A 19,573-nucleotide genomic window follows, 5' to 3' on the forward strand; every position below is an offset into this window, starting at 1 on the left:
ACCTAAGCCCTGATGGATTTCGGCTTCATCCTGGTCCAGTCCCTGTCGGGACTGGCCAGCGCCTCCTCGCTGTTCGTCATCGCCTCCGGCCTCACCCTGGTCTTCGGCGTCACCCGCATCGTCAACTTCGCGCATGGCAGCTTCTACATGCTCGGCGCCTATGTGGCGGTGACGGTGGTGCCGTGGCTGCTCGAGATCGAACGCTCGCCGCTGCTGTTCTTCTGCGGCGTGCTGGTCTCGGCGGTGGCTGTCGGATTGCTGGGCGTGCTCATGGAGTTCCTGCTGCTGCGACGGCTCTACAAGGTGCCGGAGCTGTTCCAGCTATTGGCCACCTTCGGGGTGGTGCTGATGGTGCAGGACGCGGTGCTGCTGGTGTGGGGGCCGGTGGAGATCCCGGGGCCACGGGCGCCGGGGCTGCGGCACGGGGTGGAAATCCTCGGCCAGCGCTTCCCGGCCTATGAGCTGTTCCTGATCTGCGTCGGGCCGGCGGTGCTGGGCCTGCTGTGGCTGCTGATGCACCGGACGAGGTTCGGCATCCTGATCCGCGCGGCGACGCGGGACCGGGAGATGGTGGGCGCGCTCGGCGTGAACCAGGCGATGCTGTTCACCGGCACGCTGTTCCTCGGCGCGTTCCTGGCGGGGCTGGGTGGCGCGTTGCAGATCCCGCGCGTCTCGGCCAATTCGCAGATGGACCTGTCGATCATCACGGAGGCCTTCGTCGTCACCGTCATCGGCGGTATGGGCTCGGTGCCCGGGGCCTTCATCGCGGCGGTGCTGATCGGGCAATTGAACGCCTTCGGCGTGCTGATCTTCCCGAAGATCACGCTGGTGCTGGTTTTTCTCCTCATGGCCGCCGTGCTGGTCGTGAAGCCCTGGGGGCTGCTCGGCCGGCCGGAAGCGGCGGCGGGGCGGGCCGCCCTGCCCGAGGGCATCCTCGCGATTCCACGCTTCGGACGCATGGAAAAAGCCATCGCCGTGTTGGCCGTCCTGGCGACGCTGCTGGTGCCGCTGTTTGGCGACGCCTACACCGTCAAGGTGGCGACGGAGGTGCTGATCTTCGCGCTCGCCGCCTTCTCGCTCAACTTCCTGGTCGGCAATGGCGGCATCGTCTCCTTCGGCCATGCCGCCTATTTCGGGCTCGGTGCCTATGCGGCGGGGCTGCTGGTGACGAAGGGTGGGCTTTCGATGGAACCGGCGCTGATCGCGGCGCCGATCGTGGGCGGTGCCTTCGCGGCGCTGTTCGGCTTCTTCGTGGTGCGGCTGTCCGGCATCTACCTGGCGATGCTGACCCTCGCCTTTGCGCAGATCGCCTATGCCGTCTGCTTCCAGTGGGTGGAGGTCACCGGCGGCGACAACGGCGTGGTCGGCGTCTGGCCCAGTGAATGGGCCAGGGCGCGGGAAGTGTTTCATTATCTCGTCGCCGCCTGCTGCATCCTCGGCATCGCGGCGCTGCGCCACGTGATCTACGCGCCGTTCGGCGCGACGCTGCGGGCGGTGCGGGATTCGGAACAGCGGGCCAATGCCATCGGCATCGATGGCCGCACGCATCGCTGGCTGGCCTTCACCCTGGCCGGTGCGGCAGCGGGGCTGGCGGGCGGGCTGTACGCGTTCTCCAAGGGCTCGATCGACCCGACGCTGCTGGGCATCCCGATGTCGGTGGATTTCCTGGCGATGATCCTGCTGGGTGGCATCCAGACTGTGATGGGCGCGGTGGCGGGGGCGGCGGCATTCCATTCCATCAAGGACTTCTTCATGCCGCTGACCGACTTCTGGCGGTTCTTCCTCGGCGCCTCCATCATCGCGCTGGTGCTGATCTTTCCGCGCGGATTGGGCGGCGCCTATGGCGCGCTGCGGAGGCGGGCATGACGCTGCTTGCGGTCGAGGGCCTGAACAAGAAGTTCGGCGGCGTCGTTGCGGCGCAGGACGTGTCCTTCGCGCTGGCGGCAGGGGAGATGCTGGCGATCATCGGGCCGAACGGCGCCGGCAAATCCACCACCTTCAACATGGTCGGCGGGCAATTGCCGCCGGATAGCGGGCGGGTGGTGCTGGCCGGGCAGGACATCACCGGGCAGCCGCCGCGGCTGGTGTGCCGGCTCGGCGTCGGGCGCACCTTCCAGGTGGCGCAGACCTTCCTGTCCATGTCCGTGGTCGGCAACGTGCAGATGGCGCTGATCGCGCATCATGGGCGGACGCGGGACGTGGTGGCGCAGGCGGCGGCGCTGTACCGGGCGGAGGCGGTGGCGCTGCTGGATCGCGTCGGCATGGCGGCGGAGGCCGACCGGCCGATCGGCGAGCTGGCCTATGGCGACGTGAAGCGCGTGGAGCTCGCCATCGCGTTGGCCGCCGCGCCGAAGCTGCTGCTGATGGACGAGCCGACCGCCGGCATGGCGCCGCGCGAACGCGCCGCGCTGATGCAACTGACGGCGAACATCGCGCGGGAACACGGCATCGGCGTGCTGTTCACCGAACACGACATGGACGCGGTCTTCGCCCATGCCGACCGCATCCTGGTGCTGGTGCGCGGCGAGGTGATCTCGGAGGGGTCGCCCGAACAGGTGCGTGCCGATCCGGAGGTGCAGCGCGTGTATCTCGGCAGTTCCGGCCATAAGGCGGCCCAAAGGGCACAGGATCGGGCCAGGCGGGCGGCGCATGGCTGAGCCGGTGCTGGAGTTGTCCGGCGTGACCGCGGGCTATGGGCCGGCGGAGGTGCTGTTCGGGGTCGATCTTTCGTTGCATCGTGGCGAGGTCGCGGCGCTGATGGGGCGCAATGGCGCGGGCAAGTCCACCACGCTGAAGGCGATCATGGGAATGTTGCCGCCACGGTCTGGCCGGGTGCGCTTCGCCGGCGCCGACATCACCGGCTGGGCACCCTACCGCATTGCCCGCGCCGGCCTCGGCTATGTGCCGGAGGACCGGCGCATCTTCACCGACCTGACGGTAGCGGAGAATTTGGAGGTCGGCCGTCGTGCGGCGCGAGGCGGACGCGCGGCATGGACCGTGGAACGGCTGTACGAGATCTTTCCCAACCTGGCGGAAATGCGCGGGCGGCGGGCTGCTGCGATGTCGGGCGGGGAACAGCAGATGCTGACCATCGCGCGCACGCTGATGGGCAACCCGGATGCGGTGCTGCTGGACGAACCCTCCGAAGGCCTGGCTCCCGTGATCGTGGAGTTGATGGCGGAAGCGGTGCTGCGGATGAAGGAGGAAGGGCTGGCCGTGCTGCTGTCCGAACAGAGCTTGGACTTCGCCGCCGCCGTATCCGACCGCGCCTACGTCATCGAGAAGGGCAGCATCCGCTTCGCCGGCAGCATGGCGGCGCTCGAGGCCGACGAGGCCATCCGCACCACCTACCTGACGGTGTAGGCGATGGCGCGGATAACGGCTGGCATCGATGTCGGCGGCACCTTCACGGATCTGTTGCTGCAACGCGCCGATGGCTCGGTCGCGCTGGCCAAGGTGCCGACCACTTCGCCGAACCAGGCGGATGGCGTGCTGGCCGCGATCGAGGTGGCGGGGGCGACGCCGGCCGGGCTCGACCTGATCATCCACGGCACCACGGCCACCACGAATGCGGTGCTGGAGCGCAAGCTGGCCAAGGTCGGGCTGATCACCACGGAGGGGTTCCGGGACGTGCTGGAACTTGGCCGCCGCACCCGGCCCAACGCCTATGGCATGACCGGTGGGTTCGAGCCGCTGGTGCCGCGCGAATGGCGGCGGGAAGTGCCGGAACGCATGGATTCGCGCGGCGGCGTCGTGACGCCACTCGATGAGGCGGCGGTGGCGCGGGAGGTGCGGGCGCTGCTGGCGGAAGGCTGCGAGGCGCTGGTGGTGCATTTCCTGCACGCCTACGCCAACCCGGCGCATGAACGCCGCGCCGGCGAGATTGCGCGGGAGATCTGGCCGAACGCCTACGTCACCCTGGGCCACGAGTTGCTGTCCGAGTTCCGCGAGTATGAGCGCGGGACCACGGCGGCGGTGAATGCCGCGGTGCAGCCGGTGCTGGATCGCTACATTACGCGACTGCAGGCAGAACTGGCGCGGCGCGGCCACAAGCGCGACCTGCTGGTGATGAACGGCAATGGCGGCACGGTTGCGGGAAAACTGGTGGCGCGGGAGGCGGCGAAAACGGTGATGTCGGGCCCCGCCTCCGGCGTCATGGCGGCGGCGGCGACGCTGGTGCAATCCGGTCTGCGCAACGCCATCACCTACGACATGGGCGGCACATCCACCGACGTCGCGCTGATCGCGGGCGGGGTGCCGGAGGTTTCGGCGGAGCTGTCGATCGCCTACGGGCTGCCGATCCACCTGCCGATGGTGGATGTGCGGACGGTGGGCGCTGGCGGAGGGTCCATCGCGGGCCTGGACCGGGCGGGCATGCTGCGGGTCGGGCCGGAAAGCGCGGGCAGCATGCCGGGGCCGATCTGCTTCGGGCGCGGCGGCACGCGGCCCACCATCACGGATGCGAACCTGGTGCTGGGTAGGTTGGACCCGGCGCGGCTGCTGGCGGTGCGCGACGCGGTGCCGATGGACCGGGTGCGGGAGGCGTTTGCACGCGAGATCGGCGAGCCATTGGGGATGACGGTGGAACAGGCGGCGGAGGCGACGCTGCGGCTGGGCAACGTGCACATGACCGGCGCAATCCGGCTGGTCTCGCTGTCGCGCGGGCATGATCCGCGCGATTTCTGCCTGTTCGCCTTCGGCGGCGCGGGGCCGCTGCATGCGGTGGCGCTGGCGCGGGAGATCGGTATCCCGATGGTGCTGGTGCCGGCGCGGCCCGGGCTGACCAACGCGCTGGGCTGCCTGGTAGCCGATTTGCGGCAGGATGCGGTGAACACGCTGAACCGCGGGCTGGACGACATCGCCGAGGACGAGATTGCGCAGACCCTGGCCGCCCAGCGGGACCGCGCCCTGGCGGTGGTGCTGGCGGACAGCGCGGAGGTGGAGCGGACGGACGTGCTGCACGCGGCGGACATGCAGTTCCGCGGCCAGACCCACCTGATCCGCGTCGCCCTGCCGCGCCCCGACATGGCGCGTGCCGAGATCCAGGCCGCCTTCGAAGCCGCCTATTTCGCGCGCTTCCAGGTGCATCTGCCGGAAATCCGCGCCGTGCTGGTGAATTTGCTGACAACCGTCATCGGCCGCCGCCACGCCTTCCCGCTTTCCGCGCTGCTTGATCCTGCCGCACGCCACGGCGATGCGCAGGTCGGGGAACGCGCGCTGTATGCCGAAGGCGCCTGGCACCAGGCCGTGATCTGGCAGCGCGAAAGGCTGGCGGAGGGCGCGCGCATCGCGGGTCCCGCAATCATCCAGCAGGCGGATGCGACGACGGTGCTGGAGCCGCGGTCCGAAGCGGTGGTCGATGCCATCGGCAACCTTCGCATCTCGGTGCTGCCATGACGGATGCCCTGACGCTGGCGGTGATCCAGGCTGGCCTGCAGCAGGTCTGCAACGAGATGGACATCGCCTTCTCCCGCGCCGCCTTCTCGCCCGTCATCGCGGAGGCGGATGACCGATCCGATGGCATCTACGCGGCGGAGGACGGCGCGCTGATCGCGCAGGGCGAACTCGGCCTGCCGGTCTTCGTCGGCACCATGGCGCATTCGGCGGCGCATCTGGTGCGGCTGATCGGGGAAGGCGCGGTGGCGGCGCCGGAGCCGGGTGATGTCTACATCGTCAACGACCCGTATCTGGGCGGCACGCATCTGATGGATGTGCGCTTCGCACGGCCGTTCTTTGTCGATGGCGCCTTGTTCTGTTGGTTGCAGAACACCGGGCATTGGCCGGATATCGGGGGCATGGTGCCGGGCGGGTTCTCAGCCCACGCCACCGAGGTCGAGCAGGAAGGCCTGCGCCTGCCTCCCGTGAAGCTGTTCAAGAAGGGCGTGCTGGATCGCGAGATCCTGTCGATCATCCAGTCCAACATCCGCGTTGCCGACCAGCGCATCGGCGACATCAAGGCGCAGGCCGCGGCGCTGCTGGTGGGCGAGGCGCGACTGACCGAAATGGTGGCGCGCTATGGCGCCGATACGCTGCGCGACGCCATCGCCGGCATCCGCGCGCGCGCGGCGGAACGCATGCTGGCGGAAATCCGGCGCATCCCGGATGGCGTCTATCTGGCCGAAACCTACGTCGACTCCGATGGCGTGGTGGACGAGCCGTTGCGCATCGCATTGGTGGTGACCCGGCAGGGCGATGAGCTGGTCTTCGACCTGTCGGGCTCCTCGCCGCCCTGCCAGGGGCCGATGAACTCGGTCTGGGCCACAACCTGCTCAGCCGTCTATCTCGCCATGAAGCACATCTTCCCCGAGGTGCCGATCAACGCCGGCACCTTCGCGCCGCTGCGCGTGCTGCGGCCGGAAGGCACCTTCCTCGATGCGCGCTACCCGCGCCCGGTCTCCGGCTGCGCGGCGGAGGTTTCGCAACGTATCGCGGAGGCGGTGTTCCTCGCCATCGTGCAGGCGCTGCCTGGCGAGGTCTGGGCGGCGCCGGCCGGAACCTCGGGCAATTTCGCGCTCGGCGGCTTCGATCCGGCCCGCGGGGCGGGTTACGTGATGTACCAGATCACCGGCGGCGGCTATGGCGGCACGCAGGGCGCCGATGGGCTGACGAATGGCTGTTCCACCATCGGCATCAGCAAGACGGCGCCGGTGGAGGTGATGGAGCAATACTACCCCGTCCTGTTCCGCCGCTTCGCCATCCACGAGGGCTCGGGCGGCGCCGGGATGCGGCGCGGCGGCTTCGGCGTGCACTACGAGGTGGAATTGCTGCGCGGGGAGGCGAAGGCGAGCTTCGTCATGGACCACGGCCGCTTTGGCCCGCCTGGCGTGCTCGGCGGCGGCGATGGCGCGCCGAATGTCGTGAAGCTGCATCGCGGCGGCACCACCACCATCCCGCTGCACCTGTCCAAGGACCAGGGCCTGCGGATGCAGCCGGGCGACCGGGTGGAGGTGATGACGCCGGGCGGCGGCGGCTACGGCAACCCGCGCGACCGCGACCCGGCGTTGGTCGCGCAGGATGTCCGGCGCGGCTACTACACCACCGAACAGGCCAAGGCGCTGTGGGGATGACCGCCTACCATCGCCCGACGACGCTGCAAGCTGCGCTGGCCATTCGTGCCGCGCAGGACGTCGCCGTGCTGGCCGGCGGCACCGACATCTTCCCCGCCCGCACCGCGCGCGCCGCCTGGGGCGATCCGGCGCACCGGGACGTGCTGGACATCAGCGCGATCGGCGGCCTGGACCGGATCGAGGCGACGGCGGAAGGCTGGCGCATCGGCTGCCTGGTCACCTGGACGGCGCTGATGCAGGCGGCGATGCCGCCAGCCTTCGACGGGTTAAAGGCGGCTTCCCGCGAGGTAGGCGGGATGCAGGTGCAGAACCGCGGCACGCTGGTGGGCAACCTGGTCACCGCATCCCCGGCCGGAGACGGTATCCCGAACTTGCTGGCGCTGGACGCCTCGGTGGAACTGGCCTCGCCGCGTGGAGTGCGGGTGCTGCCGCTGTCGGACTTCGTCACGGGCTACCGCGCCACGGCACTGGCCGCGGATGAACTGGTGACGACGCTGCTGGTACCGCGGCTGGACGGCGCGCGCGGGGCCTTCCGCAAGCTGGGCGCGCGGCACTACCTCGTGATTTCCATCGCGATGGCGGCCTGCGTGGTGGCCACGGATGCGGCGGGTCGGATCAGCACGGCGCGCATCGCGCTCGGCGCCTGTTCGGCGGTGGCGCAGCGGCTGCCGGGGCTGGAGGCGGCGCTGGCGGGCGTGGCGCTGCGCGATGCGGTCGCGGTACCGCAGGCCGCGCATCTCGAAAACCTCGCTCCGATCGACGATATCCGCGCCAGCGCCGCCTATCGCCGCGACGCGGCACTGGTGTTGCTGCGGGACCTGCTGGAGGCGTTGCGATGATCGACCTCGCCTTCACGCTGAACGGCGCACCCTGCACCGTCACCGCACCGCCCTTCGCGCCGCTGTCAGACACACTGCGCGAACGGCTCGGCCTGACCGGCACGAAGGAGGGCTGCAACGCCGGCGATTGCGGCGCCTGCACCGTGCTGGTGGATGGGGCCCAGGCCTGCGCCTGCCTGATCCCGACAGCCCAGGCGGCGGGCGCCGACATCGTCACGGTCGAAGCGACGTCAGGCGAGATCGGCGCCGTGCTGGCGCGGCTGCGCGCGGCCTTCCTGGCGCATGGCGCGGCGCAATGCGGCATCTGCTCGCCCGGGATGCTGATGGCGGCGGCGCATCTGCTGGTGCGGGAGGTGTCACCGGACCGGCAGGCGGTGCGCGATGCGATCGGTGGCGTGCTGTGCCGCTGCACGGGATACGTGAAGATCCTCGATGCGGTGCTGGATGCGGCGCAAGGCGGCACGATGCCTCCGCCGATGCCGCGGGCGGGCGCTGCGGTCGGCGCCGATGTGGCCCGGCTGGATGGCGTGGCAAAGCTGGATGGCACCGACCGCTTCGGCGCGGATGCGGCGCCGGCCGATGCGCTGTGGCTGCGCGTGGTGCGGTCGCCGCATGCCCGTGCGCGTTTCGAACTCGGGATCCTGGATGCGGCGCGGCTGGGGCTGGACGCGATCCTGACGGCCGCCGACGTGCCGGGCCTGAACGCCTTCGGCATCATGCCGAACCTGAAGGACCAGCCGGTCTTCGCCGAGCGCCACGTACGCTTCCGCGGCGAGGCGGTGCTCGGGCTGGTCGGGACTCGTGAAGCCGTGGCGGCGGTGCCGGACGAAAGCCTGCCGATCGCCTGGCACCCCCTGCCCGCGTTGCACGGTACGGAAGCGGCACAGGCGCCGGGTGCGCCACAGTTGCACGACCACGCCCCCGGCAACCTGCTGATCGAGGGCCGCCTGAACCGCGGCACCGTCGCGCCAGGCGCCGTGACAGCCGAGGGCAACTTCCACACCGGCTTCGTCGAGCATGCCTACATCGAGCCCGAAGCAGGCCACGCCTCTCCCACGGAGGACGGCATGACGGTCTTCGCCTGCACCCAGGCGCCCTACATGGACCGGGAGGAGACGGCCCGCGTGCTCGGCATGGCGGAAGACGCGGTGCGCATCATCCCGAGCGCCTGTGGCGGCGGATTTGGCGGCAAGCTCGATGTCTCCGTGCAGCCATTGCTCGCCGTGGCGGCGCGCAAGGTCGGACGGTCGGTGCGAATGGTGTATTCGCGGGCCGAGAGCATGGCCTCCACCACCAAGCGCCATCCCGCCGCGATCAGCGCGCGCATGTCGGCGGATGCCGAGGGCCACTTCACCAGCTACGAGATGGACGCCGATTTCAACACCGGCGCCTATGCCAGCTGGGGTGCCACCGTCGCCAACCGCGTGCCGGTACATGCCGGCGGTCCCTACCGCATCGCCAATCTGCGCAACCGGGCGCGCGCCATCTACACCAACGACACGCCCGCCGGCGCCTTCCGTGGATTTGGCGTGCCGCAGGCGGCGATCGCGACGGAATCGCTGGTGGATGACCTGGCGGCGCAACTGGGCCTGGATCGCTGGGAGATCCGGCGGCTCAATGCCATCGGGCGCGGCGATACCACGCATAGCGGGCAGGTGTTGCATGCCTCGGCAGGGCTGCCGGAATGCCTTGATGCGCTGAAGCCGGGGTGGGATGCGATGCTGTCGCAGGTCGCCGCACACAATGCCGATGCACCACGGCTGCGGCTCGGCGCCGGCATCGCGTGCATGTGGTACGGCTGCGGCAATACCAGCATGTCCAACCCTTCCCGCATGCTGGTCACGCTCGGGCGTGACGGCGCGCTGACCTTGTTCAACGGCGCCGTCGATATCGGCCAGGGCAGCATCACCGTGATGGCGCAGATCTGCGCCGATGCCGTCGGGCTGCCGCTCGATAAATTCGGCTTCGTGCTGGGCGATACGGCGCTGACGCCGGATGCCGGCAAGACCAGCGCCTCCCGCCAGACCTTTGTCAGCGGCCGTGCGGCGATGGAAGCGGGGCTGGACCTGCGCCGCCGCATCCTGGCGCTGGCCAATGCGGGCGAGGATGCGCGGCTGGTGCTGGAGGGCACGCGGCTGCGCGTCGGCGAGGCGCGGGTGATCGACCTCGCGACGCTGGAGGCCGCGCTGGAAGGCCAGGGCCGCTACGACCCGCCGACCACGGCGCTGGATGCGGATGGCCAGGGTATGCCCTACGCTACCTACGGCTTCGCCGCGCAGATCGCGCTGGTGGCGGTGGACATGGCGCTGGGCACCGTGAAGGTGCGGCGCATCGTCGCCGCGCAGGATGTCGGCCGCGCGGTGAACCCTGCGCTGGTGCTGGGCCAGATCCATGGCGGCATCGCCCAGGGCCTCGGCCTGGCGCTGATGGAGGAGTTCATTCCGGGCCGCACCGAGAACCTGCACGACTACCTGATCCCGACCGCCGGCGACGTGCCGGAGATCGAGGTGCACCTGATCGAGGATCCGGAGCCCGAAGGTCCGTACGGGGCAAAGGGCGTCGGCGAGCCGGCGCTGGTGCCGACCGCGCCCGCCATCCTGTCCGCCATCCGCCATGCCACCGGCGTGACGCTGCGCCAGGTGCCCGTGCTGCCGCATCGGTTGTGGGAGGCGCTGCGGGCATGAGCGACCACACCAGCCCGGAGGCACGTTCGCGCAAATTCGGCGCGGCGGAGGGCGACCAGGGCATCGTGCGCTGCGATGCCTGCCCGGTGCTGTGCCGCATCCGTCCCGGCCGCAGCGGCGCCTGTTCGCGCTATGCCAACGAGGATGGACAGCTGGTTCGCACCGACCAGGCCGTGGCGCTGGCGCGGGCGGTCGAAACGGGCGCGCCCGTGGTACCGTTCGCCGAAGGCGGCTGGGATGGCCAGTTGCTCGACCCCTCGCGCGCCTTCGTCACCGGCATCGGCGCCGGCACCACCTATCCGGACTACAAGCCGGCGCCCTTCATCGTCGGCGGCACGCATGCGGGCGTGGATACCGTCACCATCGTGACGGAGGGAATCTTCAGCTACTGCGGCGTCAAGGTGAAGATCGACACGGACCGGCACCTCGGACCGGAAGCCGCCGCCGTGCGTTGCAACGGCGAACAGGTCGGTCACGTCACCACCGCGGAATACGGCAGCCAGATGCTGTCGTTGGGCGGGGTGCGGCACCTGACGGGTGGGTCCAAGCGGGAAGGCACCACCACCTGCGACACGCTGCTGAAGCTGTGCGGCGGGGATACAGTGGAACTTGCCATCGATGGCGGGCACACGGTGCTTGTGCAGGCGGGACAGGCGCCGGTGGTGGATGGCAGGCCAGAGCAGCGCATGCGCGTCGGCTGCGGCAGCGCAACCATCGGCATCTTCGCGCAGCAATGGCTCGGCCATGCGGATGAGGTGATCGTGGTGGACGACCACATCACCGGCGTGCTGTCGGAACACCAGGCCGGCAAGGTGCTCGGCATGCGGCCGACCGGCATCCGCCTTCGCGGCCGGCGCTCCACACCCGGGCGCTATTTCCAGGTGGCGCAGCCGGGGCTCGGCTGGGGCGGCACGGATATCAGCGATCCGCTATCGATCATCGAGAAGATCGATCCGGCAGTGGCCTGGCCCGGACTGCGCCTGCTGCTGACCTCCACCACCGGCGAGGATGCACTGTGGTGCGTGCTGGACGACCAGCTTCGCCCGGTAGCGGCGGAGATGCCGGCCGATGTCGCGAAGGTGGTCGAGCGGATCGGGGAGAATTGCGAACCCTCGCTCTGCACCGTCATCTTCATGGCCGGCGCCGGCGGATCACTGCGGGCCGGAGTCACCGACAATCCCGTGCTGCTGACGCGCAGCGTCGCCAGTGGGGAGACGCGCGTCACCATGGGCGGCGCGCCGGTGTATCTCTGGCCTGGTGGTGGCATCACCGTGATGGCGGACGTGCTGCGCCTGCCGAAGCGCGCCTTCGGCTTCGTGCCAACCCCGGCGCTGGTCGCGCCCATCGAGTTCACGCTTCCGCGCGCGCTTTACCAGCGCCTCGGCGGCCATATGGGCGAGATCGTGCCGGTGGAAGACCTGCTGCGCGGGCTCGGGCCGCAGCTGCGGGTGGAGGGGTGGCAGGATGGCAATCCCTGGCCCTTCCCGGGCTGAACCCACCATCCAGCGGTTGCACGGGGAAAGGCTGCACCTGCAGCACGGCCCGATCGACGTTGTGCTGCGCGCCTGGGGCAGCAGCAGCGAGATCCGCGCGGCGGAGGCGGCGGCGGCGGCGCGGTTCCGCGGCATCCTGCCCGAACTCGTCGCCGAACTTCCGCTGCTGCGCCAGCCGGTCGCCGCGATACCGCGCGGTGCCATCGCGCGGCGGATGCATGCGGCCTGCCTGCCTTTCGCGCGCCAGGGCATCTTCGTCACTCCCATGGCCGCCGTGGCCGGCGCGGTGGCGGACGCGCTGCTGGCTGAGATGCGCGCGGCGGCGCCGGGGCTGGCACGTGCCTTCGTCAACGATGGCGGCGATATCGCCGTGTTTGCCGGCGAGGGTCTATCCGTCGGCATGGTCGCCGACCCCACGCCCGGCTTCGGCTTCGATGGCGCGCTGCGACTGCACGCGGTCGATGGCATCGGCGGCATCGCCACCTCCGGCCGGCACGGGCGGTCCTTCTCCCTCGGCATCGCCGATGCGGTGACGGTGCTGGCGCGGGATGCGGCGACGGCGGATGCGGCGGCGACGCTGATCGCCAATGCCGTGGATTGCGACAGCCCCGCAATCCTGCGCATGCCAGCGGATTCGCTGGACCCGGACAGCGACCTCGGCGCGCGGCTCGTCACCACCGATGTCGGCGTGCTGACCGGGGACGAGATCGCGGCCGCGCTGGATGCCGGCGCCGCGCGCGCCGAATCCTGGTGCCGGTCCGGCCTGATCCGCGCCGTCGCGCTCCGCCTGCGCGGCCACCACCGGCTGGCTGGCGCCCCGCTTCACCTGCTGACGAAAGCCATGGCATGACCGAGACCCTCGCCATCCGGAAAACCGTGCTTTGTGTCGAGGAGATCCGCCACGATGGCGGCCCGCCGCTGGCGACGCCGCTGCGCAAGGGCTGGTGCGCCGTGGTGCTGCGCAACCCCTTCGCCGGTCGCCACGAGCCTGAGTTGATGTGGATGATGGAAGCGATGAAGCCGATCGGGCTGATGGTGGCGGAACGGCTGCTCGCCGGCCTCGGCGGCGACCCGGCCGCGATCGAGGCCTATGGCAAGGGCGGTGTCGTGGGCACCGCGGGCGAACTCGAGCACGGCGCGCTGTGGCATGTGGCCGGCGGCTATGCGATGCGCGGGCTGCTCGGCCAGGCGCTGTCCATCGTGCCATCGATGACCAAGGTCGGGCCGATGGGAGCGATGCTGGACCTGCCGATCCACCACCGCAACGCCGCCTATGTCCGCAGCCACTTCGACGGCATCTCCTGCGTCGTGCCGGATGCGCCGCGGCCGGACGAGATCCTGTTCGCGCTTGCCATGACCACCGGCGGCCGGCCGCATGCGCGCGTCGGTGGCCTGACGCAGGCGGAGATCAGCCGGTGGGACGGCCAGCGGTAGGCCGTCCCCGGTCCTGCCGGGGCGAACGCCCGAAGCGCGCGGTGTAGCTGCGGGAGAAATGCGCCGCGCTGACGAAGCCGCAGGCCATGGCGGTGTCGAGCACCGACAACGGCGTCTGCCGCAGCAGGCGGCGCGCATGGTCCAGCCTCAGGCCCAGGTAGTGCGTGCCGATCGTGCGGCCGAGGTGGCTGCGGAACAGCCGCTCCAGCTGCCGCACCGAGATGCCGGCGTGGCGCGCCAGATCCTCCCGCGGCAGCGGCGCCTCGAGGCTGCGCTCCATCTGGTCCAGCACCGCCAGCAGGTCCGGGTGGCTGGTGTCGTAGCGCTCCCGCAGGCTCATCCGCTGCGGCTCGCCGCCGGCGCGCGGGCGGGTGTGCAGGAACCACTCCGCCACCGCATGCGCAAGCGCGCGGCCCTGCGCCGCCTCGATCAGCGCCAGCATCATGTCCAGCGCCGCGGTGCCGCCGGCACTGGTGCAGCGGTCCCGGTCGATCTCGTACAGCGAACGGGTGAGGTGCAGGCGCGGGAAGCGCTCCGCCATCGCCGGGATGTAGTCCCAGTGCGCGGTGCAGCGGTAGCCGGCCAGCAGCCCGGCGCGGGCCAGCACGTAGGAGCCGCCGGAGATGCCGCCGATGCGGGTGCCACGCGCGGCTTCGGCACGTAGCCAGGCGAGTGTGGCCGGGTCCTCGAAGGCCGCGGGATTGCCGCCGGCGCAGACGAACACGACCTCCAGGCTGCCGGGCTGCGCCAGACTCTGGCTCGCGCCGTGGTCGGCCAGGATGGACACGCCGTTCGAGGCCCGCACCGGACCTCCATCCGGCGAGACATGCACCCATTGGTACAGCGTGGTGCCCGCCAGGTCGTTCGCCGCACGGAATGGCTCCATGGCGCAGCCATAGGCGATCATTGCGAAGTCGGGGATCAGCAGGAAGCCGATGCGGGTCGGGGGGCGCTCCGCCGGCACTTCCGTCCTGCCGCGCCGCGTCTGCCCGCGCGGGTGGGGCAAGCCGGAGGAGGCGGAGCGTATGGGCGAGTGGCTGGGCATTGGATCGCGTCATGGTAGAATATACGATTCAGCCTGTCCACCATTCGGCGCTTGCCGCCGCAGCGGCCGCAGCCTAAGGATGGCGCACGCATCGCGCCGCGCCGTGCCGGCGCCCCGCCCCTGCGTCCCAAGGCCTCCCGAAACATCGCAGCCGGAGAGCCCGATGCCCGTCCTCTCCGTGCGTCACATCACGACCTATCGCTACAAGCAGCCGGTCGCCTTCGGCGAGCACCGCATGATGCTGCGGCCGCGGGAAGGGCACGACCAGCGCATCCTCGATGCCGCGCTGACCATCACGCCGAAGCCGGCGGAGTTGCGCTGGCTGCACGACGTCTTCGGCAACAGCGTCGGCGTGGCGCGCTTCAGCGGCCGCGCGAAGGAGTTGCGCTTCGACAGCACCGTGCGGCTGGACCACGCGCCGATCAACGCGCTGGACTACCCGATCAACGAGGATGCCAGCACCTATCCCTTTGCCTACGACGTCGACGAACTGCCCGACCTCGCCCGGTCGATCGAGCGGCAATACGCCGACCCGGACCATGCCGTGGAACGCTGGGCGCGCAAATTCGTCCGCCGCAACGGCCCGACCGGCACGCGCGACCTGCTGACCCGCATGACGCACGGCATCCGCGAAAGCTTCGACTACATCGCGCGGTCTGAACGCGGCGTGCAGGCGCCGGTGCAGACGCTGCGGTTGGGCAGCGGCACCTGCCGCGACTTCGCGGTGTTCATGATAGAGGCGCTGCGCGCGCTCGGCCTCGCGGCGCGCTTCGTCTCGGGGTACCTGTACGTGCCGCAGGCTGGCGGCCGGGTCGGCGGCGGGGCGACGCATGCCTGGCTGCGCGTCTATGTCCCCGGTGCTGGCTGGGTGGAACTGGACCCGACCAATGCCATCATCGGCAACCGCGACCTGATCCGCGTCGCCGTGGCCCGCGACCACCGGCACGCGATTCCGCTGCACGGCACCTGGACCGGCTTTCCAGCGGACGACCTCGGCATGACGGTGGAGGTCAGCGTCACCGCGGTCGATCCGATCCCGGTTGCGGTTCCGAAGGCGGCCCTGCAACCCTAGGCCCATCGTTACGTTCAGTCCGACATTCCCGCAAATTCGAGGAGCACCGCCATGCGCATCAGCGCCGGCTGCCAGATTACCTATGACTGCCCGCAGCCCACGCCGATGATGCTGATGGTCAGCCCGCATCCCTCGCGCCTGCCCGACCTGGTCGGGCCGCACCAGATGAGCTTCGACCCGCCAATTCCCCACCGCGACTACGTCGATGGCTTCGGCAACACCTGCACGCGCATCGTGGCCCCGGCTGGCCGCCTGACGATTTCCACCAGCTTCGTTGCGCAGGATAGCGGCCTGCCCGACACCATCTTGCCCCATGCGCAGCAGCATAGGGTGGAGGACCTGCCGGACGAGGCGCTGGTCTACCTGCTGGGCAGCCGCTACTGCGACACGGACAAGCTGGGCGACACCGCCTGGGCCATGTTCGGCAACGGGCCGACCGGCTGGGCCCGCGTGCAGGCGATCTGCGACTACGCGCACAACCACATCACCTTCGACTACCAGCGCGCCAGTTCCACCCGCAGCGCTGCGGACGCGCATCGCGAACAGGTCGGCGTGTGCCGGGACTTTGCGCATCTGGCGGTGACGTTGTGCCGCTGCGTCAACATCCCGGCGCGCTACTGCACCGGCTACCTTGGCGACATCGGCATGCCGCCGCCCTATGGCCCGATGGATTTCGCGGCCTGGTTCGAGGTATATCTCGACGGCGCCTGGCACACCTTCGATGCCCGCAACAACATGCCGCGCATCGGCCGCATCCTGATGGCGCGCGGCCGCGACGCGACGGACGTGGCCATCGCCACCACCTTCGGCCCCTGCACCCTGTCCGGCTTCAACGTGGTGACGGACGAGGTCACCACCTGAGCATGGAGCCCGCTGCGGTCACCGTGGTGAACGAGGGCGGCGCCGCACGGCTGGTGCTGGTCTGCGAACATGCCTCCAACCACATCCCGGCGCGCTTCGACGCGCTCGGGCTGCCGGCGGCTGAACTGCAGCGCCACATCGCCTGGGACCTCGGCGCCGCGGCGCTGTCCCGGCGCCTGTCGGCATTGCTGGACGCGCCGCTGTTCCTCTCGGGCTATTCGCGCCTGCTGATCGACTGCAACCGGCCGCCCGGCGTACCCAGCAGCATCCCGCTGCGCAGCGAGGCCACGGACATTCCCGGCAACCAGGGGCTGACCGCAGCGCAGGTGGCGGAGCGGCAGATGCTGTTCTTCATCCCCTTCCAGGACCGTATCGCCAGATTCCTGGATGCCCGCGGGCCAGTCGCCGTCGTCGGCGTCCACAGCTTCACGCCGGTGTTCCACGGCGTGGCGCGGCCCTGGCAGGCCGGCGTGCTGCATGGCGCGGCCACGGCCTTCGGCCAGGCGCTGATCGATGGCCTGCGAGCCGACCCGGCGCTGGTCGTCGGCGACAACGAGCCCTACCGCATCGACATCGCGGAGGACTACACCGTGCCGGTGCATGGCGATGCCCGCGGCAACCCGGCGGCGCTGATCGAGGTGCGGCAGGACCTGCTGGCCGATGCGGCCGAAATCGAGGCCTGGGCGCAGCGCCTGGCGCCCATTCTGCGTGAAGCTGCGGAGCGCCTCCAAACCGTCACGTGACGAAGCGGCGACGCTGCGCGATGAGGGTCGGTCTCCTCGGGATCACCCCATGCCGCGCTCCGAACACCCGCCGGCCCTGGACCGCGTGATCGCGGACCCCGCGCTGCCGAGCCTGGTGGTGGACCAGGTCTCCAAGCAGTTCGGCGAGACCCGCGTGCTGGATCGCGCCAGCTTCACCGCCCTGCCCGGCGAGTTGCTGGCGCTCATCGGCCCCTCCGGCTGCGGCAAGTCCGTGCTGCTGCGCGCCCTGGCCGGGATGGATCCACCGACCAGCGGGCGCATCGTGCAGGACGGCCGGGACGTGACCTTTCGCCCGACCACTTCGCGCGACGCCGGCTGGCTGATCCAGCGGCGGGACACCCCGCCGGGGGAGACCGTGAGCGGCAGCCTGGACCAGGCGCTGCGCGGCCGCGCCTGGCCGCGGGCACGGCGGCAGCAGCGGGTGCAGGAGCTGCTGTCCCTGCTGCATTTGGCGGGGGAGGCCGGAATGGCCCTGGCGCAACTCTCCGCCGGGCAGGTCCAGCGCCTGGCACTCGGCCGAGCGCTGGCACCAGAGCCGGGGCTTCTGCTGCTGGACGATCCGCTTTCGGCGCAGGACGCGCCGCTGCGGCTGCTGCTGCGGCAGGAGTTGCGGGCGCTGCAACGCCGGCTCGGCACCACCACCATCCTGGCGACGCAGGACCAGGAGATGGCGCTGGCCATGGCGGACCGCGTGCTGGTGATGGCGCGCGGCCGCATCGTGCAGGACGCTACGCCGGAGGCGGTGTACCGAACGCCGGCCAGCGCCTTCGTCGCCGGCTTCCTCGGCCGCGGCAGCCTGTTCGACGGGGTGGTGGAGGCGCCGCCTGGCATGGTGCTCGCGTCTGGCCACCTGCTGCCCTGCCGCGCCGCCCGGCCGCTGCTGTTCGGCACGCCGGTGCAGTGCTTCGTGCGGCCGGAGGATGTGCGCCTCGGCCCGAACGCAGCCGCGCTGCCGGGCGGCTTCGAGGCCGTCGTCATGCAGATGGATTTCCTTGGCCCCGCATGGCGGCTGGGCCTGGAGGCCGGCGCGCTGCGGCTGGAGGCGGATGTGCCGGCCAGCGCGCCGCCCACCCTCGGCGAGACCCTGCGCGTGGCGCTGCCGGCCGACCGCCTGCTGGCCTTCCCCTTCGAGCCGTGAGGCCTCGTCAACGCGCGACGCGCCCCTCCAGCGGATAGGCTGGGTCGTTGTAGCCGGGCGTGGAGGGATGGCCGGGCGTGACCAACGCATCGACCAGCGCCTCGTCCTCATGGGTGAACCGGTAGGCGAGCGCCCCCATGTAGTCTTCCCACTGCGCCTCCGTCCGGGGGCCGACGATGGCGCCGGTGACCAGGCGGTTGTTCAGCACCCAGGCGAGCGCGAACTGCCCCGGCGTCAGGCCGCGCTCCGTCGCGCGCTGCGCCATCTCGGCGGCGATCGCCAAGCTTTCCGGGCGCCACTCCGTCTCCATCATCCGCTTGTCCTGGCGCGCGGCACGGGTGCCCTCGGGCGGGGCGGCGTCCGGCTTGTACTTGCCGGTCAGCACGCCGCGCGCCAGCGGCGAATACGGGAAGACGCCGAGGCCGAGATTGGCGCAGGCCGGCAGGTGCTCCACCTCCACCATCCGGTTCAGCGCATTGTAAAGCGGCTGGCTGACCACCGGGCGGTCGATGCCGGCAAGGTCACACAGGCGGCAGATTTCCGCCACGCGCCAGGCGCGGTGGTTGGAGACGCCGAAATGCCGGATCTTCCCGGCGCGCACCAGGTCCGCCATCGCATGCACCGATTCCGCCAGCGGCGTCGCGTGGTCTTCCTTGTGCCAGTACAGGATGTCGATGCATTCGGCGCCGAGCCGGCGCAGGCTGGCCTCGACCGCGAGGAAGGCATAGCGGCGCGACAGGCCGCCGCCATTCGGGCCGGGCTGCACCGGGTTCGCCAGCTTCGTCGCCAGCACCCACCAGGCACGGTCGGCGGCGATGGCACGGCCCACCACCTGCTCGGACGCGCCGCCATTGTAGGCATCGGCGGTGTCGATGAAATTGATGCCCTGGCCACGAGCACGGTCGACGATGCGCCGGCTGGTGGCCTCGTCCGTCGCGCCGCCGAACATCATGGCGCCGAGGCAAAGCGGCGAGACCTTGATGCCGCTGCGCCCGAGATTGCGGTAGTCCATGCGTCGTTCCTCACCCGGCCTGTCGGCGGCAGCCTAGCCGGCACGAGGACGTGACGGAACCCGGCGGCCTACCGGCGGCGGCCGCGGCGGAACATGCCCCAGAGGCCGCGCAGGATGGCGATATTGCGGATAAGCCTGAACATGACGACCTGTCTCCCTCTGTC

Annotated in this window: 16 protein-coding genes; 14 read left to right on the forward strand and 2 right to left on the reverse strand. The window is 70.5% G+C overall.

Annotation, left to right across the window (positions count from 1 at the left end):
* Positions 1-12 precede the first annotated feature (12 nt).
* The 10 genes from ACLF3G_RS05115 to ACLF3G_RS05160 are packed head-to-tail and all read left to right on the forward strand — an operon-like array spanning position 13 to position 13,517.
* Positions 13-1,866 (forward strand): ABC transporter permease subunit, encoded by a 1,854-nt coding sequence (locus ACLF3G_RS05115; RefSeq protein ID WP_430668261.1) that lies wholly within the window; start codon positions 13-15, stop codon positions 1,864-1,866.
* Positions 1,863-2,657 carry an ABC transporter ATP-binding protein gene (locus ACLF3G_RS05120; RefSeq protein WP_430668262.1) on the forward strand — a complete coding sequence of 265 codons (795 nt, stop codon included), beginning with the start codon at positions 1,863-1,865 and terminating at the stop codon, positions 2,655-2,657. Before ACLF3G_RS05115 ends, ACLF3G_RS05120 begins: the two co-directional genes overlap by 4 nt.
* Positions 2,650-3,363 (forward strand): ABC transporter ATP-binding protein, encoded by a 714-nt coding sequence (locus tag ACLF3G_RS05125; protein ID WP_430668263.1) that lies wholly within the window; start codon positions 2,650-2,652, stop codon positions 3,361-3,363. Before ACLF3G_RS05120 ends, ACLF3G_RS05125 begins: the two co-directional genes overlap by 8 nt.
* A gap of 3 nt (positions 3,364-3,366) precedes the next feature.
* Positions 3,367-5,397 (forward strand): hydantoinase/oxoprolinase family protein, encoded by a 2,031-nt coding sequence (locus ACLF3G_RS05130; protein WP_430668264.1) that lies wholly within the window; start codon positions 3,367-3,369, stop codon positions 5,395-5,397.
* Positions 5,394-7,067 (forward strand): hydantoinase B/oxoprolinase family protein, encoded by a 1,674-nt coding sequence (locus ACLF3G_RS05135; RefSeq protein ID WP_430668265.1) that lies wholly within the window; start codon positions 5,394-5,396, stop codon positions 7,065-7,067. Before ACLF3G_RS05130 ends, ACLF3G_RS05135 begins: the two co-directional genes overlap by 4 nt.
* A complete protein-coding gene (locus tag ACLF3G_RS05140; protein ID WP_430668266.1) occupies positions 7,064-7,906 on the forward strand; it encodes an FAD binding domain-containing protein in 843 nt (280 codons plus the stop codon). The genes ACLF3G_RS05135 and ACLF3G_RS05140 overlap by 4 nt, the downstream gene beginning before the upstream one ends.
* Complete coding sequence (locus ACLF3G_RS05145; protein WP_430668267.1) at positions 7,903-10,590, forward strand: molybdopterin-dependent oxidoreductase; 2,688 nt, start codon at positions 7,903-7,905, stop codon at positions 10,588-10,590. The genes ACLF3G_RS05140 and ACLF3G_RS05145 overlap by 4 nt, the downstream gene beginning before the upstream one ends.
* Positions 10,587-12,083, forward strand: a complete 1,497-nt coding sequence (locus ACLF3G_RS05150; RefSeq protein WP_430668268.1) for a 6-hydroxynicotinate reductase — start codon at positions 10,587-10,589, stop codon at positions 12,081-12,083. Before ACLF3G_RS05145 ends, ACLF3G_RS05150 begins: the two co-directional genes overlap by 4 nt.
* The gene (locus ACLF3G_RS05155) at positions 12,055-12,933 is read left to right on the forward strand and encodes a UPF0280 family protein (RefSeq protein ID WP_430668269.1); all 879 of its coding nucleotides are present in this window, start codon (positions 12,055-12,057) and stop codon (positions 12,931-12,933) included. The genes ACLF3G_RS05150 and ACLF3G_RS05155 overlap by 29 nt, the downstream gene beginning before the upstream one ends.
* Positions 12,930-13,517, forward strand: coding sequence for an amino acid synthesis family protein (locus tag ACLF3G_RS05160; protein WP_430668270.1), 588 nt, complete (start codon positions 12,930-12,932; stop codon positions 13,515-13,517). The genes ACLF3G_RS05155 and ACLF3G_RS05160 overlap by 4 nt, the downstream gene beginning before the upstream one ends.
* Here ACLF3G_RS05160 and ACLF3G_RS05165 read toward each other — a convergent pair.
* Positions 13,492-14,523 carry a GlxA family transcriptional regulator gene (locus tag ACLF3G_RS05165; RefSeq protein WP_430668271.1) on the reverse strand — a complete coding sequence of 344 codons (1,032 nt, stop codon included), beginning with the start codon at positions 14,521-14,523 and terminating at the stop codon, positions 13,492-13,494. The genes ACLF3G_RS05160 and ACLF3G_RS05165 overlap by 26 nt on opposite strands.
* 202 nt (positions 14,524-14,725) lie before the next feature.
* Here ACLF3G_RS05165 and ACLF3G_RS05170 point away from each other — a divergent pair, with 202 nt between their 5' ends.
* The 4 genes from ACLF3G_RS05170 to ACLF3G_RS05185 are packed head-to-tail and all read left to right on the forward strand — an operon-like array spanning position 14,726 to position 18,397.
* Positions 14,726-15,634 carry a transglutaminase family protein gene (locus ACLF3G_RS05170; protein ID WP_430668272.1) on the forward strand — a complete coding sequence of 303 codons (909 nt, stop codon included), beginning with the start codon at positions 14,726-14,728 and terminating at the stop codon, positions 15,632-15,634.
* 51 nt (positions 15,635-15,685) lie between these two features.
* The gene (locus ACLF3G_RS05175) at positions 15,686-16,495 is read left to right on the forward strand and encodes a transglutaminase-like domain-containing protein (protein ID WP_430668273.1); all 810 of its coding nucleotides are present in this window, start codon (positions 15,686-15,688) and stop codon (positions 16,493-16,495) included.
* Positions 16,496-16,497: 2 nt separating this feature from the next.
* Positions 16,498-17,238, forward strand: coding sequence for an N-formylglutamate amidohydrolase (locus ACLF3G_RS05180; RefSeq protein ID WP_430668274.1), 741 nt, complete (start codon positions 16,498-16,500; stop codon positions 17,236-17,238).
* A 49-nt stretch (positions 17,239-17,287) separates the two neighbouring features.
* Entirely contained in the window at positions 17,288-18,397 is a 1,110-nt protein-coding gene (locus tag ACLF3G_RS05185; protein ID WP_430668275.1) for an ABC transporter ATP-binding protein, read from the forward strand.
* A 7-nt stretch (positions 18,398-18,404) separates the two neighbouring features.
* Here the strand turns inward: ACLF3G_RS05185 and ACLF3G_RS05190 are convergent, their stop codons facing one another.
* On the reverse strand, positions 18,405-19,409 hold the full coding sequence (locus tag ACLF3G_RS05190; RefSeq protein ID WP_430668276.1) for an aldo/keto reductase: 1,005 nt from the start codon (positions 19,407-19,409) through the stop codon (positions 18,405-18,407).
* Positions 19,410-19,573 lie beyond the last annotated feature (164 nt).

The sequence above is a fragment of the Falsiroseomonas sp. HC035 genome (genome assembly GCF_050563525.1).
Taxonomy (GTDB): Bacteria; Pseudomonadota; Alphaproteobacteria; order Acetobacterales; family Acetobacteraceae; genus Falsiroseomonas.